The following is a 13,753-nucleotide window of genomic DNA, read 5'->3' on the forward strand; positions in this document are numbered from 1 at the left end:
AAGGTGGCGACACGGTTTAACTGAAACACCACAGACTTCATCATGCCTGCCAACCACTTCAACACCCACTGCCCCGATTGGGCCACGGCCCTGCTCAACGGCTTCAGCCAGATCTTCCTGCAGCGTCATCCGCTGTGCGGTCTGCTGTGCCTGTTGGCGATTCTTTTTACCGCACCGACCTTGCTCGGCGGCGCATTGCTGGGCGGCGTCGCCGGTTTGCTTACCGCGCAACGACGCAATTACGCCAAGTCTGACCGCCAAGCCGGGGTCTTCAGCTACAACGGTGTTTTGCTCGGTTTGCTGCTGAGCCTGTACTTCCCCTGGTCCGCGATGCTGCCGCTGTTGATCATCGCTGCCGGTGGCCTGAGTGCCATGCTCACCCAGCAATGGCTGAAACGCATCCGTTTCAGCCAATACCTGCCCGCGTACACCTCGCCTTTCGTGGGCCTGAGCTGGGTGTTGCTGTGCTTCGCCACGCCTTCGACCCAGGCGCATTTGATCGAAATCAACACGCTGAACATGCTCGCCGCCCCCCTCAAAGGCCTCGGCCAGGTGATGTTCCTCGGTCATCCACTGGCCGGTGCGATGATTGCCGCCGGTTTGCTGATCGCTGATCGCCGCGCCTTCTGCTGGGCGGTGCTGGCGTCTGTCGCGGGCATGAGCTGGAGCCTGCTGCACCACGACTTCTACACCGCACTGCTCGGCCTCGGTGGCTATAACGCCGTCCTTGCCGCCCTCGCCTTCACCTCGCAGCGTCGCCAGCCGTGGCTGCCACTGGTGGGCATTGGCATGGCGCTGTTGCTGACGCCGGTGTTTGCCGCCGTCGGTCTGCCCACGTTGACCGCGCCGTTCATCCTCGCTTGCTGGGTGATCCGTAGCACCGTGCAAATGTTCGGCAAAGCCACTCTTGAAAGCGCGCCTTGCGCTCTCGGGGAGAATCAACCTAGGCTTCGCTGATTCTCGGTTCAGGCGGTATCCATGGACAGCAGCAAAAACTGGCGTAAAGAGCTTTACGTCATGGTTTTCCAAAGCGACACCAAGGCCGGACGTCGCTTCGACGGCATCCTGCTGTTGATCATTCTCGCGAGCATTGTGATTGTGATGCTCGACAGCATCGACGCCATCCACCAGAACTACGCCGACGTGCTGGCGTACATCGAGTGGGGCTTCACGATCATCTTCGCCATCGAATACGGCTTGCGCCTGTACTGTTCGCCCAAGCCGCTGCGCTACGCGTTCAGTTTCTATGGGCTGGTGGATTTGCTGGCCATCGTGCCCGGCGTCCTGGCGCTGTATTACGCCGATGCGCAGTATCTGCTGATTATCCGGATCATCCGGATGCTGCGGATATTCCGCGTGCTCAAACTCAGCCCCTACCTTAAACAAGCCAACTATTTGATGTCGGCGCTGCGCGGCAGCAAGCAGAAGATCGTGGTGTTTCTGGTCAGCGTCTGCACGCTGGTGACGGTGTTCGGCACGCTGATGTACGTGATCGAAGGCCCGGAACACGGCTTCACCAGCATTCCCAAAGGCATCTATTGGGCGATCGTGACGTTGACCACCGTGGGCTTCGGCGACATCGTGCCGAAGACACCGCTCGGCCAGGTGATTTCGTCATTGGTCATGATCACCGGTTATTCGATCATTGCTGTGCCGACCGGTATTTTCACTGCTGAACTGGCCAACGCCATGCGCGGCGAGCAGTTGCAACACGACTGCCCGGTGTGCAAGAAAAACAGCCATGAACACGGCGCCGCGTTTTGCTCACGCTGTGGTAATCAGTTGTTCAAAAAACTGGAATAAGCAAAGTGCTTTTTAATCTTTAAAGGACTATGCAAGCCCGGCTATAGTCGCTGGCAAAACGGTGGCAACACCTCTTTCAATGGTAAACAACCTGTAGGAGCTGCCGCAGGCTGCGATCTTTTGACTCTGATCTCTAAACAGCAAAATCAAAAGATCGCAGCCTGCGGCAGCTCCTACATAGAACAAGGAATTCGTGGTGAAAAAACTCTTTGGCGCCTCACTTCTGGCCGCTGGCCTGGCATTGACCAGCGTGGCTCAGGCCGCACCTACCCTGCTTAACGTTTCCTACGACGTGATGCGCGATTTCTACAAGGACTACAACGCTGCCTTCCAGAAACACTGGCAAGCCGAGCACAACGAAAACATCACGTTGCAGATGTCCTTCGGTGGTTCGAGCAAACAGGCACGTTCCGTGATCGACGGCCTGCCGGCTGACGTCATTACCATGAACATGGCGACCGACATCAATGCGCTGGCGGATAACGGCAAACTGGTGCCGGACAACTGGGTCACGCGTCTGCCAAACAACAGCGCGCCATTCACATCGGCCACGGTGTTCATCGTGCGCAAAGGCAACCCGAAAGCCCTGAAAGACTGGCCGGACCTGCTCAAGGATGGCGTGCAAGTCATCGTGCCGAACCCGAAGACTTCAGGCAACGGCCGCTACACCTACCTCTCGGCCTGGGGTTATGTACTGAAGAACGGTGGTGACGAGAACAAGGCCAAGGCTTTCGTCGGCAAACTGTTCAAACAGGCACCAGTGCTGGACACCGGTGGCCGTGCAGCCACTACCACGTTCATGACCAACCAGATCGGCGACGTGCTGGTGACCTTCGAAAACGAAGCGGAAATGATTGCCCGCGAGTTCGGTCGTGACCAGTTTGAAGTGATCTACCCAAGCGTTTCCGCTGAAGCCGAGCCGCCGGTGTCAGTGGTCGATAAAGTGGTCGAGAAGAAAGGCACCCGCGCGGCCGCCGAAGAATACCTGAAGTACCTGTGGTCGCCGGAAGGTCAGGAAATTGCAGCCGCCAACTACCTGCGTCCGCGGGATCCAGCGGTGCTGGCAAAGTACACCGATCGTTTCCCGAAAGTGGACTTCCTGTCGGTCGAGAAGACCTTTGGTGACTGGCGCACCGTGCAGAAGACTCACTTCAACGATGGCGGGATCTTTGACCAGATTTACGCGCAGTAAACGCTGATAGCCCTATGAAAAAGGCGACCTGCGAAGGTCGCCTTTTTTGTGGCTGCAAGCACGGCCTCTGTGTGACTGCACGCACGGTACCTGTAGGAGCTGCCGAAGGCTGCGATCTTTTGATCTTGACCATTCGGAACCGCTGAAAATCAAGCTCAAGATCAAAAGATCGCAGCCTTCGGCAGCTCCTACAGGGGGGCGCGGTTACATCGGCGGGGTTACGCCGTCCTTGCCGGCCGATATGGATTGCGCAGTGAGCGTTCCGTCCGCACTCTGGGTGACGAACGTCACGATCTTCACCCCCACCTTCAGCAAGCTGCGATCCCCCGGCAGCAGGTTCACGATCGGCACATCTTCGGGCACCAGAATCTTCTGCTGCCCGCCCTTGTAGTTAACGGTCAAGACCCGGCCATTGCTGACCACCAGATCGCCCACGCTGCCGTTGGTCATGCTGCTGCCCTTGGCCAGGTCAAAAGGCCGATGGCCGTCGCCGCTACCGGCCAGTTCCGGTGGAAAGACGTGGACTTCCAGCGCCTTGAGCGTGCCATCATCCTGCGGAATGGCTGCCGAGCCGATGTAGCTGCCGGGCTTGATGTCTTCGATATTGGCCAGGGTGACAGCGCGGACTTTGGTGTCGTTGGTCAGGTGGATCACTACGTTTTCACCGCTGTTAACGTGTACTTTCAACACATCAGGGCTGACTCCCGTTATTTCGCCGCGCACGCCGACGCGCATGCCCGGCGCGTCGGCGGCCTGGGCGATACCTGCGGTGAACAGGGTGATCAAGGTTAACGCTGAAGCGCTGCGAATCAGGTGACGAAACATCGCATTCATGGAAGTGCCTTCCGGTTATGAAACGTGAGGAGAGAACATAAGCACGCTATCGAACAGGATGTAAGTGAATGTATCATCGGACCTCAATGTTTTGACGCAAGGCTCATCGATGGACATCACGCACGTCCGTCAGTCATTCCGCAAAGGAATGATTGCTATCACCCAAAGCCCTCTTCTGCCTAATCCGATCTGTCTTTAGCCTGCGCGCATTCCCTTCCGTTCAGCGAGAAACGTTATGAACCCAGCAAACCAGGTGCCCCGCGGCGCAACGACGATGACCAAAGGCATGGTGTTGCTCTTTGCCTTCTGCTGCGGCGCTATCGTGGCCAACATTTACTACGCCCAACCGATTATTGGTCTGATCGCGCCGGACATCGGCCTGACCAGCACCATGGCCAGCCTGATTGTTTCGCTGACTCAGATTGGTTATGCGCTGGGCCTGTTCTTTCTCGTGCCGCTGGGTGACCTGCTGGAAAACCGCCGGTTGATGATCATCACCACGGTGGTGGCGATTGCCAGTCTGCTGGGCGCAGCATTCACCGATCAGCCGAACGTATTTTTGTTGATATCGCTGTTGGTGGGGTTCAGTTCGGTGTCGGTGCAGATCCTGATCCCGCTGGCCGCACACCTGGCGCCGGAAGAATCCCGTGGCCGCGTGGTCGGCGGGATCATGGGCGGCTTGCTGCTGGGGATTCTGTTGGCGCGACCGGTGTCCAGCCTGGTGGCTGACCACTTTGGCTGGCGCGCGATGTTTGTGATCGCGGCGGTGTTGATGGCCGCGATCAGCATCGTGCTGGCCCTGACGATTCCCAAGCGCCAGCCTGATCACAGCGCGACCTATGGCCAGTTGCTGGGCTCGCTGTGGACGCTGTTGCGCCAACAACCGGTATTGCGCCAGCGCGCCTTTTATCAGGGTTGCATGTTCGCCACCTTCAGCCTGTTCTGGACTGCCGTGCCGCTGGAACTGGCGCGCAATCATAGCTTGTCGCAAACCCAGATCGCACTCTTCGCCCTGGTCGGTGCCATCGGTGCCATCGCCGCGCCGATCGCCGGTCGACTGGCCGACGCCGGCCACACTCGCATCGCGTCGCTGCTGGCCTTGCTGTTCGCCAGCCTGAGCTTCCTGCCGGCGTTCATCCATCCGGTCTACAGCGTCATCGGCCTCGCCGTCACCGGCGTGGTACTCGATTTCTGCGTGCAGATGAACATGGTCCTCGGCCAACGTGCGGTCTACGCGCTCGACGCCAAAAGCCGCAGTCGTTTGAACGCGCTGTACATGACCAGCATCTTCATCGGCGGCGCGTTTGGTTCCTCGGTGGCCAGTGCGGTGTATGAACATGGCGGCTGGATGTGGATCGTGATTGTCGGCAGCGTGTTTCCACTGCTGGCACTGTTGCGGTTCTTGAGCGTTTCACAGAAGCGCGCGCTGGTGACGGCGTGAGCCATTAAAAGCATCGCGGGCAAGCCTCGCTCCTACAGTGTCGGAGCGAGGCTTACCCGCGATGGCGATATGACTGACACCACTCAATGTCGAACCAACTTCTCCATCGCCGCATCCGCCAGGAAAGAGGAGCGGCTTTTCACATTGTGCTCACGCACATAGCGGTCAATCCGCTGGATCACATAACCGGGCAGCGTCACGTTGACCTTCTCGGTTTTGCCCATATACGGCGAGATGTCCAGCTCCAGCATGCCCCAGCCCATCTCGGCAAAATCGGCATTGCCACGGTGCGTAGCCGCAGACGAAGGCATGGGAATGGAGTCCCCATCAGCCGCAATCTCCTGAAGCATGATGTGAGCAATCTCGACCGCCGCGTTATAGGCGTCTTCAAACGTATCCCCGGCCGTCACGGCACCCGGGATATCGGGGATCTGAATACCGATGGCGGTGTTCTCGTCGCCCCACTCGATACAGATTGGATATTGCATTATGGATCTCCTGCGTTACTGGCTGGCGGGCAGTACAGCCCGGCTCGCCTCCTGATGCTTTTAACCGTCCCGATCGGTAAATCCTTTTTCGGGTGAGGGACGGGAATCGTGTACGGGTTGTATCGGTGGGTGAAAAGATGATGGCTGGCAGTAATCCGATCCAGCGTCCATCCCGCCTCCTCAAGTTCCTTGATCAATAACCTGCTTTGCACCACCAGCCTCCTTGCGACGGCCCCTATAAAAGTAACTCTAGAGTTATCTTTATTCAAGCACAAAAACCCCGATCTGGACGCTCGGTTGTTTTACAGCGTGTGATTGCGGTCGAGCGCATTCTTCCCAGGAATGAATCTTTTGCGCTGAATGCACGGTTACACCGAAATCATCCCGGATTACACTCAGCCGCCTGAGCCTGAAGCGATGCTGGATGCGATTCGCGGCCACCCCTCTCAAGACAAGGAGCTTGCAATGACCCGACGTACTTTTCTCATCACCGGCGCCAGCAAAGGCATTGGCCGCGCGGTGGCCGAGCATCTGGATCGCGCGGGACACCGGGTGGTCGGCATTGCCCGGACGCCGGACTTGAGCTTTCCGGGCATTCTGTTTCCGCTGGATTTGAGCGACAGAGTGCTGACTCAGGAAGTGCTGGCAGATCTGGCCAGGACCTATGAGTTTGATGGTCTCGTGAATAACGTCGGCCTGGTACGCCCGCAGGTTCTGGGGGAAATCGATCTGGACACCTTCGACGACGTGATGCGAGTCAACCTGCATTCAGCCTTGCAAGCCACTCAGGCACTGCTGCCGAACATGCGGGCCAAGGGTTGGGGTCGGGTGGTCAACATTTCCAGTTTGACCGTGCTTGGCATCACTCAACGCACGGCCTATGCAGCGGCGAAAGCCGCGTTGATCAGCTTCACGCGATCCTGGGCGCTGGAACTGGCGCAAACCGGCGTGACGGTCAACGCAGTGGCGCCGGGACCGACCGAAACGGAACTGTTCCGCGCCAACAACCCGCCAGGCAGCGAAGGCGAGGCGCGTTATCTGGCCGGCGTGCCGATGGCGCGCCTGGGACAGCCTCAGGAGATCGCGGCGGCGATTGCGTTTTTGTTGTCCGAACAGAGCGGGTTTATCACAGGGCAAACGTTGTTTGTCGATGGCGGTTCTTCGATAGGCAAAGCCGCGTTCTGACCAATAACACCAACCCCCTGTGGGAGCGAGCCTGCTCGCGAAATTGGCGGAACATCCAATATAGATGTTGAATGAAAGTCCGCTTTCGCGAGCAGGCTCGCTCCCACATTTTGATCTCTACAAGGACTTAAGATGGACCGCTTGGCCGCAATGGAAACCTTCATCTATGTGGTGGAAACCGGCTCATTTTCCGCCGCCGCACGACGCCTGGACATCGGCCAGCCAGCCGTCTCGAAGACCATCGCGCAACTGGAAGCGCGGCTTGCGGTGCGGCTGCTATTGCGCTCGACCCGTGGGCTGACACCCACTGAAGCCGGCCTGGCGTTTTTCGAACGCTCCAAGCGTGCCATCGAAGAAGCCGACGAAGCTGACAATGCAGCTCGCGGTGCCGCCAACGGGCTGACAGGCAACCTGCGCATTTGCGCCGCCGTGACCTTTGGCCGGATGCACATCGTCCCGCACCTCGGCCCATTCCTCGATCAAAACCCGGAACTGAACATCGACCTGATGCTCGATGATCGCAACGTTAATCTGGTGGAAGAAGGCGTCGACGTCGCCCTGCGAATGGGCGCCTTGAGCGACTCGAGCTACACCGCGCGCAAGATCGCCGAATGCCGGCGTGTGGTATTGGGTACGCCGGCGTACTTCGAAAAACACGGTGAACCAACCTGCCCTGCCGATCTGGGCAAGCATCAGGCGATCATCTACACCTTGGGCGGTGGCGCCAGCTGGCCATTCAAAAAAGCTGACGAAGAACAACCCTTCATGGTCAACGGCAGGATTCGCATCAGTGCTGCCGAAGGCCTGCGTGAATCGGTACTCGCCCATCAGGGGCTGACCATGGCGTCGGAGTGGATGTTTGCGCCGGAGCTGGCCAGCGGGGCGGTCCGGGAAGTGATGAAGGAATGGACACTGCCGAAGCAGGAACTGTGGGCGGTATTTCCTACCGGGCGAATGGCCAGCGCAAAAGCTCGGGCATTTGTGGAGTATGTGCGGGGGGGATTGGTGAAAGAGGTTTAAAAAGCCCGTCAGTTTCGTTTATTGCGATTTTCGAATAATTCGAATAGCCTTCAAGCATTGCTAATTCAGGCAACTGGAAATCATCATGTCAAACCTCATTCACCCGCCGATCAACTTGCCCCTGGAGCGCGAGATACAAGCTGCTATTGAAGGTCAACACGCCTTGGCGGCTTATTTGGCGACTCAGTTCGACACTCAACTCATTCAGATTTTTGATGAGCATAACGAAGCTCACACGGTCGAACTACCTACCTCGGCACTCCGGTTGTTGGTTGACATCCTGGCCGAGCTGGCGGCGGGCAACGCCGTCAAAGTGGTCCCGGTTCATGCGGAACTCACCACTCAGGAAGCGGCAGACTTGCTCAACGTCTCACGTCCGCACCTGATCAAACTACTGGAGTCTGGCGAGTTGTCCTACCATAAAACCGGCAAGCACCGACGTGTGCGCTTTGCTGATTTGATGGACTATAAAACCCGGCGCGACACCACCAGCGAGCGAGCAATGACGCTTCTCGCCGAGCAGGCACAAGCGTTAAGGACAGGATACGAGTGAGGCACTCCTCTTTTACTGCTGTATATGACGCATGTGTGCTGTACCCCGCCCCCCTGAGAGATTTTTTGATGTGGCTTGCACTCTCCGGACGTTTCAGAGCGAAATGGACCCTGGAGATACACAACGAATGGAAACGCAATTTGCTAAAAAACCGTCCGGATCTGACCGCGGGGCAATTGGATCGCACGTCCGAACTGATGAATCAGGCATTACCCGACGCCTGCGTGTCCGGTTACGAAGAGCTGATTGAAGGGCTAACGCTACCCGATGTTGATGATCGACATGTCCTGGCCGCTGCCATTCACTGCAATGCCAGCGTCATCGTCACCTTCAACCAGAAAGATTTCCCCTGCACCGCACTCAGTCCCTTCGGTATCGAAGCTCAGCACCCTGACGAGTTCGTCGATAACCTTTTCGATCTGGACCCGACAGCAGTGGTCGCGGCGGCGCAACGGCAGCGTCAACAGTTAAAGCTGCCGCCGATGGATGTTGGCACCTACCTTGAGCTTCTGGTGCGCCAGGGATTGGTTCAGTCAAGCAAGGCATTGGCCGAGTACCGCGCGATGCTCTAAAACGTCATTTCCATACTCCAGATAGCAATACGGCGATCCTGAGATCGCCGTTTTCATTTACTGCCCGAATTGCCTGCCCAGTCCTCCAGGCACGCCATGGATGTCCGTCTCCTCCCAAGGCCCGTTCGGGCTGATCGACCGGCTCCAGCCATTGTTCCAACGGTAGTAGGTGCGCTGGCGATAGAAGGTATTGGGCTGGTCATCGAGCACATAAACGCCCATTTTCGGGTCCCAATGGCTTTCGCCACCCGGCGGCGGCGCGAAGCTGGCAGAGGTGCGCGGCAGCGGTTTGGCGGGCTTGGCCGGAATGCTCGGCTTGCTCGGCGTGGGTGCAGGAGACGGCGTCGGGCTGGGCTGCGACGGCGGGATCGGTGGCAGTGATGTCGGCTCCGGCCGCTGGACCGCACACGCGCTTAACCCCAGAACCAGACTGAGCAGGGTAATACGGGCGATAGCGGTCATGGCGAGGGTTCCTGTTATTTATCCGGGCTGTCGATGGTCAGTTTTTGCGGCGCGGTGCTGCTGCTGGCCAAGGGCTGGCTGCGACCGATCCATTCGCCGGCAGTCGGTTGGCCGGCACGGGAAATGCGCGCAACCAGTTGGACTTCAGGGAAGTTCGACAGTTTCAACTGCGGCATCATTGCGTCGGCATCACCCAGTTCGACGGTTGCCGGCAGGTCGGCCACGGTCAAGCGCTTGGCGGCCAGTGGTGCGGGCGGGCCTGAGGTGGCGCGGGCAAAGATGAACACGCTGTCGCCCGGTTGCACTTTGTCTTTCAGCTCGGGCGCCAGATCGACGGTGACGTTAAGCAGCGCTGCCGCTTTGGCCGCCGGTGCCGGGGCAACCTTGCCACCGCTGGCTTGCAGTTTTTCGGTGGCTCGGGTGATTCCGCCTTGCAACGCGTCTCGGGAGTTGTCGTCTGGTGGTAGTTGCGCCAGCAGGCGATTCCAGTAGTCGATAGCGTCCTGGTAACGCTGGCCTTCGAAGGCCGCAATGCCGAGCAGGCCAAGGCTGGTGACTTCTTTCGGATCGGCTTTCAGCGCTTCGTCCGTCAGCGCCTGCACCTTGTCCGACCACTTTTTGCCGTCGGCGAAATACTGGGCTTGAGCCCACTGGCCAAGCAACTCCGGTTGGCGACCGGCCAGGTTCACGGTGCGCTCGAAGATTTTCGCCGCGTCGCCAGGGCGATCCTGCGCCATGTACGTACGCCCCAGGAAATACAGGCCTTCAGCCGAATCCGGCTGCGCCGCGACTGCCCGTTCCAGGCGACGGGTCATCTCTTCCATCGACTGCGGCGCCTGGGCGAATTCGCGCGTCAGCTCGACTTTGTCGCTGGCGCCGAAATGCAGGTAAAGGCCAAGGCCCAACACCGGCACCAGGATCGCCGCCAGCAGTGGCAGCGGCTTGCCCAGACGCGACACGCGCGGTGCCGCAACACCTTCGGTGTCCGCCAGCAATTCACGGGCTGCTTCAGCGCGACCGGAGTCCATTTGCGCAGCGTCGAGCACACCCTCCTCTTGTTGAGTCTGCAGCTCAGCCACGCGCTCCTGATACAGCGCGACGTTCAGGGCAGTACGATCCTCTTCGAGTTGGGCACGACGGCCACGCAGAACGGGGATCAACAGAAAACTCAGGGCAACCAGAAGTAGCAGACCTGCAGCGAGCCAGAAATCAATCATTCTTGGTTTTTATCCAACAGTTGGTCGAGGCGCTCGCGCTCATCAGAGGAAAGCGTGTCCGGTGTGTCAGCGCGTTGCACGCGACGACGGCGGACGATCACGGCGATGATCACAAAACCACCCAGCAGCAAGCCGGCCGGGCCGAACCAGAGCAAAGCAGTCTTGGCGTTCAGAGCAGGTTTGTAGCGGACGAAATCACCGTAGCGGTCGACCATGAAATCGATGATCTGCTGGTTGTCCTTCCCTTCGCCGAGCATGCGGAAAATCTCTTTGCGCAGGTCGGCGGCGATGGGGGCGTTGGAATCGGCGATGTCCTGATTCTGGCACTTTGGGCAACGCAACTCTTTAGTCAACTCGCGAAAACGCTCGCGATCACTCTCTTTGGCGAACTCGTAAGTGTCGATGGCGGCATGCGCTACGCCGGCCATGCTCAAACCCAAAACGACGGCGGCGATCCAGCGCTTCATGGCTTGGCCTCGTCGACCAGCGCCTGATACTTGGCCGCCAGTTTTTCACGCCATACCTGCTCGTCGATCACGCCAACGAATTTGTCGCGGATGATGCCCTTGGCGTCGATGAAGAAGGTTTCCGGGGCGCCGTACACACCGAGGTTCAAGCCCAGGGAGCCCTCATCGTCACGGATGTCCAGTTGGTACGGGTTGTGGAATTCCACCAGCCACTTCAAGGCGTCCGTGTTGACGTCTTTGTAGTTGATGCCGTAAATCACCACGCCCTGCTGGGCCAGCTTGTTCAACACCGGGTGCTCGACCCGGCAGGAAATGCACCAGGTGCCCCAGACGTTGACCAGCGCCGGCTTACCGAGAATGTCGGCCTTGGTCAGGGTCTTGTCGCCCTGCACCGCCGGCAGGGAAAACTCCGGGAACGGTTTGTTGATCATTGCCGAAGGCAGTTCGGCCGGGTCCAGGTAAAGCCCGCGATAAAGGAAAACAGCCACCACCAGAAAAATCGCCAGTGGCAACAGCATCAACCAACGTCTCATGCAGTGGCTCCAGTCATGCCCAGTGCTTCGCGCACACGGCTTTTTACCTTGACCCGATAACGGCGATCCAGCGCCGCCAGCAAACCGCCCAGACCGGTGAGCAACCCGCCAAACCAGATCCAGCGCACAAACGGTTTGACGTGGACGCGTACGGCCCAGGCGCCATCACCCAGCGGTTCGCCGAGTGCGACGTAGAGATCACGGGTGAAACCGGCGTCGATCCCGGCTTCGGTCATGACCGAGTTCTGCACGGTGTAAAGACGCTTTTCCGGGTGCAGCACGCTGACTTCCTTGCCGTCGCGAATCACCCGCACGGTGCCTTTGTCAGAGGTGAAGTTCGGGCCTTCGAAGTGCTTCGCGCCTTCGAACACGAAGTGGTAACCCGCGAGGTCCATGGACTCGCCCGGAGCCAGGCGCAAATCGCGCTCGGCACTGTTCTGGCTCGACAGCACGACACCGAGGGCACACACGGCGATGCCGAGGTGAGCGACTTGCATGCCCCAGTAACTGCGGGTCAATGTTGGCAGGCCTTTAATCAGGCCTTTGTGGCGAGTCTTGTCGAGGATGTCACGCACGCCGGCCAGCAACACCCAGGCCGCGAGCATGAACGTCGCGATGACGGCCCAGTTGAAGTCGCCATAAGCGACGCCGGCCACCACCGCCAACGCGGCGCTGCCGAGCAGCACCGGGGTCAACATGCTCATCAGCCATTTGACCGGGGTGTCTTTCCAGCGCACCAGCATGCCGACCGCCATCACCACCATCAGCAACGCCATCAAAGGAATGAACAGCGCGTTGAAGTACGGCGGGCCAACCGACAGCTTGGCGCCGGTCATCGCATCCAGAATCAGCGGGTACAAGGTGCCGAGCAGGATCATCGACGCCGCCACGACCAGCACCAGGTTGTTGCCCAGCAGCAGGGTTTCCCGGGACCAGAGGTTGAAGCCGACATGGCTTTTGACCACGGGCGCGCGCAGGGCGAACAGCGTCAGCGAGCCGCCGACCACGAACAGCAGGAAAATCAGGATGAACACGCCGCGCTCAGGGTCCGACGCAAAGGCGTGAACCGAAGTCAGCACACCGGAACGCACGAGGAAGGTCCCGAGCAGGCTCAACGAGAACGCAGCGATCGCCAGCAACACGGTCCAGCTCTTGAACACGCCACGTTTTTCCGTGACCGCCAGTGAGTGAATCAGCGCTGTACCGACCAGCCATGGCATGAACGAGGCGTTTTCCACCGGGTCCCAGAACCACCACCCGCCCCAGCCGAGTTCGTAATAAGCCCACCACGAACCGAGGGTGATGCCAATGCCGAGGAAGGCCCAGGCGACGATGGTCCAAGGACGCGACCAGCGCGCCCATGCCGCATCAAGGCGACCGCCCAATAATGCGGCGATGGCGAACGCGAAGGCCACGGAGAAACCGACATACCCCATGTACAGCATTGGCGGGTGGACGATCAGGCCGATGTCTTGCAGCAGCGGGTTGAGGTCACGACCGTCCGCCGGAATCTGCGGCAGGATGCGGGCGAAGGGGTTGGACGTGAGGATCAGGAACATCAGGAAACCGGTGCTGATCATGCCCATCACCGCCAACACGCGGGCCAGCATCACTTGCGGCAATTGCCGGGAGAACACCGACACGGCAAATGTCCAGCCGCCGAGGATCAACGCCCAGAGCAGCAACGACCCTTCGTGCGCGCCCCACACCGCGCTGAACTTGTAGTACCACGGCAAAGCGCTGTTGGAGTTGCTGGCCACGTAGGCGACGGAGAAGTCGTCGGTCATGAACGCGTAGGTCAGGCAACCGAAGGCGAACACCAGAAAGGTGAACTGCCCCCACGCGGCCGGCTGGGCGAGGCTCATCCACAAGCGGTCACCGCGCCAGGCACCGAGTAACGGCACGATGGCCTGAACCAGCGCGAAACACAGCGCCAGGATCATAGCCAGTTGGCCCAGTTCGGGAATGAAGATTCCAGATGTCATC

16 protein-coding genes are annotated in these 13,753 nt (G+C 59.2%); 8 read left to right on the top strand and 8 right to left on the bottom strand.

The genetic code is table 11. From position 1 onward, the window contains the following. Positions 1 to 42: 42 nt before the first annotated feature. The 3 genes from ACA052_RS20875 (at position 43) to ACA052_RS20885 (ending at position 2,995) form a co-directional block, all read left to right on the top strand. Positions 43 to 957, top strand: a complete 915-nt coding sequence (locus ACA052_RS20875; protein ID WP_497646589.1) for an urea transporter — start codon at positions 43 to 45, stop codon at positions 955 to 957. 21 nt (positions 958 to 978) lie between these two features. Continuing rightward, positions 979 to 1,803: an ion transporter gene (locus ACA052_RS20880; RefSeq protein WP_497646590.1), complete on the top strand. Its 825-nt coding sequence runs from the start codon at positions 979 to 981 to the stop codon at positions 1,801 to 1,803. Positions 1,804 to 1,999: 196 nt separating this feature from the next. After that, entirely contained in the window at positions 2,000 to 2,995 is a 996-nt protein-coding gene (locus ACA052_RS20885) for a sulfate ABC transporter substrate-binding protein (RefSeq protein ID WP_497646591.1), read from the top strand. 204 nt (positions 2,996 to 3,199) lie between these two features. Here ACA052_RS20885 and ACA052_RS20890 read toward each other — a convergent pair whose 3' ends face one another. Continuing rightward, positions 3,200 to 3,829, bottom strand: coding sequence for a hypothetical protein (locus ACA052_RS20890; protein WP_497646592.1), 630 nt, complete (start codon positions 3,827 to 3,829; stop codon positions 3,200 to 3,202). A gap of 235 nt (positions 3,830 to 4,064) precedes the next feature. On the opposite strand from ACA052_RS20890, the gene ACA052_RS20895 reads away from it, so the two are divergent. Beyond that, positions 4,065 to 5,270: an MFS transporter gene (locus tag ACA052_RS20895; protein WP_497646593.1), complete on the top strand. Its 1,206-nt coding sequence runs from the start codon at positions 4,065 to 4,067 to the stop codon at positions 5,268 to 5,270. Between the two features lie 83 nt (positions 5,271 to 5,353). Here ACA052_RS20895 and ACA052_RS20900 read toward each other — a convergent pair whose 3' ends face one another. Both ACA052_RS20900 and ACA052_RS20905 read right to left on the bottom strand, forming a co-directional pair. Further along, on the bottom strand, positions 5,354 to 5,758 hold the full coding sequence (locus ACA052_RS20900) for a type II toxin-antitoxin system HicB family antitoxin (RefSeq protein ID WP_497646594.1): 405 nt from the start codon (positions 5,756 to 5,758) through the stop codon (positions 5,354 to 5,356). Continuing rightward, positions 5,758 to 5,970 (bottom strand): type II toxin-antitoxin system HicA family toxin, encoded by a 213-nt coding sequence (locus ACA052_RS20905; protein WP_497650373.1) that lies wholly within the window; start codon positions 5,968 to 5,970, stop codon positions 5,758 to 5,760. The genes ACA052_RS20900 and ACA052_RS20905 overlap by 1 nt, the downstream gene beginning before the upstream one ends. A gap of 253 nt (positions 5,971 to 6,223) precedes the next feature. Here ACA052_RS20905 and ACA052_RS20910 point away from each other — a divergent pair, with 253 nt between their 5' ends. The 4 genes from ACA052_RS20910 (at position 6,224) to ACA052_RS20925 (ending at position 9,088) form a co-directional block, all read left to right on the top strand. Beyond that, on the top strand, positions 6,224 to 6,943 hold the full coding sequence (locus tag ACA052_RS20910) for an SDR family oxidoreductase (protein WP_497646595.1): 720 nt from the start codon (positions 6,224 to 6,226) through the stop codon (positions 6,941 to 6,943). A 132-nt stretch (positions 6,944 to 7,075) separates the two neighbouring features. Beyond that, positions 7,076 to 7,963, top strand: coding sequence for a LysR family transcriptional regulator (locus tag ACA052_RS20915; RefSeq protein WP_497646596.1), 888 nt, complete (start codon positions 7,076 to 7,078; stop codon positions 7,961 to 7,963). A gap of 85 nt (positions 7,964 to 8,048) precedes the next feature. Beyond that, positions 8,049 to 8,516 (top strand): helix-turn-helix domain-containing protein, encoded by a 468-nt coding sequence (locus tag ACA052_RS20920; RefSeq protein ID WP_497646597.1) that lies wholly within the window; start codon positions 8,049 to 8,051, stop codon positions 8,514 to 8,516. Next, entirely contained in the window at positions 8,513 to 9,088 is a 576-nt protein-coding gene (locus ACA052_RS20925) for a VapC50 family PIN domain-containing toxin (protein ID WP_497646598.1), read from the top strand. Before ACA052_RS20920 ends, ACA052_RS20925 begins: the two co-directional genes overlap by 4 nt. Positions 9,089 to 9,145: 57 nt before the next feature. Here the strand turns inward: ACA052_RS20925 and ACA052_RS20930 are convergent, their stop codons facing one another. Genes ACA052_RS20930 through ACA052_RS20950 form a run of 5 tightly spaced genes read right to left on the bottom strand, consistent with a single transcriptional unit; the run spans position 9,146 to position 13,752 of the window. After that, complete coding sequence (locus ACA052_RS20930) at positions 9,146 to 9,550, bottom strand: hypothetical protein (protein WP_497646599.1); 405 nt, start codon at positions 9,548 to 9,550, stop codon at positions 9,146 to 9,148. A gap of 14 nt (positions 9,551 to 9,564) precedes the next feature. Next, positions 9,565 to 10,767 carry a c-type cytochrome biogenesis protein CcmI gene (ccmI, locus tag ACA052_RS20935; RefSeq protein WP_497646600.1) on the bottom strand — a complete coding sequence of 401 codons (1,203 nt, stop codon included), beginning with the start codon at positions 10,765 to 10,767 and terminating at the stop codon, positions 9,565 to 9,567. Beyond that, positions 10,764 to 11,234: a cytochrome c-type biogenesis protein gene (locus ACA052_RS20940; protein ID WP_497646601.1), complete on the bottom strand. Its 471-nt coding sequence runs from the start codon at positions 11,232 to 11,234 to the stop codon at positions 10,764 to 10,766. The genes ccmI and ACA052_RS20940 overlap by 4 nt, the downstream gene beginning before the upstream one ends. Further along, positions 11,231 to 11,767 carry a DsbE family thiol:disulfide interchange protein gene (locus tag ACA052_RS20945; protein WP_497646602.1) on the bottom strand — a complete coding sequence of 179 codons (537 nt, stop codon included), beginning with the start codon at positions 11,765 to 11,767 and terminating at the stop codon, positions 11,231 to 11,233. The genes ACA052_RS20940 and ACA052_RS20945 overlap by 4 nt, the downstream gene beginning before the upstream one ends. Then, positions 11,764 to 13,752, bottom strand: a complete 1,989-nt coding sequence (locus ACA052_RS20950; RefSeq protein ID WP_497646603.1) for a heme lyase CcmF/NrfE family subunit — start codon at positions 13,750 to 13,752, stop codon at positions 11,764 to 11,766. The genes ACA052_RS20945 and ACA052_RS20950 overlap by 4 nt, the downstream gene beginning before the upstream one ends. Between the last annotated feature and the right edge of the window lies 1 nt (position 13,753).

The sequence above is a fragment of the Pseudomonas sp. LBUM1644 genome (genome assembly GCF_059716195.1).

What these genes read in the sequence shown, in the direction of transcription:
- ACA052_RS20875 (WP_497646589.1), top strand. Translation starts at nt 43, where the DNA reads ATGCCTGCCAACCACTTCAACACCCACTGCCCCGATTGGGCCACGGCC.
- ACA052_RS20880 (WP_497646590.1), top strand. Translation starts at nt 979, where the DNA reads ATGGACAGCAGCAAAAACTGGCGTAAAGAGCTTTACGTCATGGTTTTC.
- ACA052_RS20890 (WP_497646592.1), bottom strand. Translation starts at nt 3,829, where the DNA reads ATGAATGCGATGTTTCGTCACCTGATTCGCAGCGCTTCAGCGTTAACC.
- ACA052_RS20895 (WP_497646593.1), top strand. Translation starts at nt 4,065, where the DNA reads ATGAACCCAGCAAACCAGGTGCCCCGCGGCGCAACGACGATGACCAAA.
- ACA052_RS20900 (WP_497646594.1), bottom strand. Translation starts at nt 5,758, where the DNA reads ATGCAATATCCAATCTGTATCGAGTGGGGCGACGAGAACACCGCCATC.
- ACA052_RS20910 (WP_497646595.1), top strand. Translation starts at nt 6,224, where the DNA reads ATGACCCGACGTACTTTTCTCATCACCGGCGCCAGCAAAGGCATTGGC.
- ACA052_RS20915 (WP_497646596.1), top strand. Translation starts at nt 7,076, where the DNA reads ATGGACCGCTTGGCCGCAATGGAAACCTTCATCTATGTGGTGGAAACC.
- ACA052_RS20920 (WP_497646597.1), top strand. Translation starts at nt 8,049, where the DNA reads ATGTCAAACCTCATTCACCCGCCGATCAACTTGCCCCTGGAGCGCGAG.
- ACA052_RS20930 (WP_497646599.1), bottom strand. Translation starts at nt 9,550, where the DNA reads ATGACCGCTATCGCCCGTATTACCCTGCTCAGTCTGGTTCTGGGGTTA.
- ccmI (WP_497646600.1), bottom strand. Translation starts at nt 10,767, where the DNA reads ATGATTGATTTCTGGCTCGCTGCAGGTCTGCTACTTCTGGTTGCCCTG.
- ACA052_RS20940 (WP_497646601.1), bottom strand. Translation starts at nt 11,234, where the DNA reads ATGAAGCGCTGGATCGCCGCCGTCGTTTTGGGTTTGAGCATGGCCGGC.
- ACA052_RS20945 (WP_497646602.1), bottom strand. Translation starts at nt 11,767, where the DNA reads ATGAGACGTTGGTTGATGCTGTTGCCACTGGCGATTTTTCTGGTGGTG.
- ACA052_RS20950 (WP_497646603.1), bottom strand. Translation starts at nt 13,752, where the DNA reads ATGACATCTGGAATCTTCATTCCCGAACTGGGCCAACTGGCTATGATC.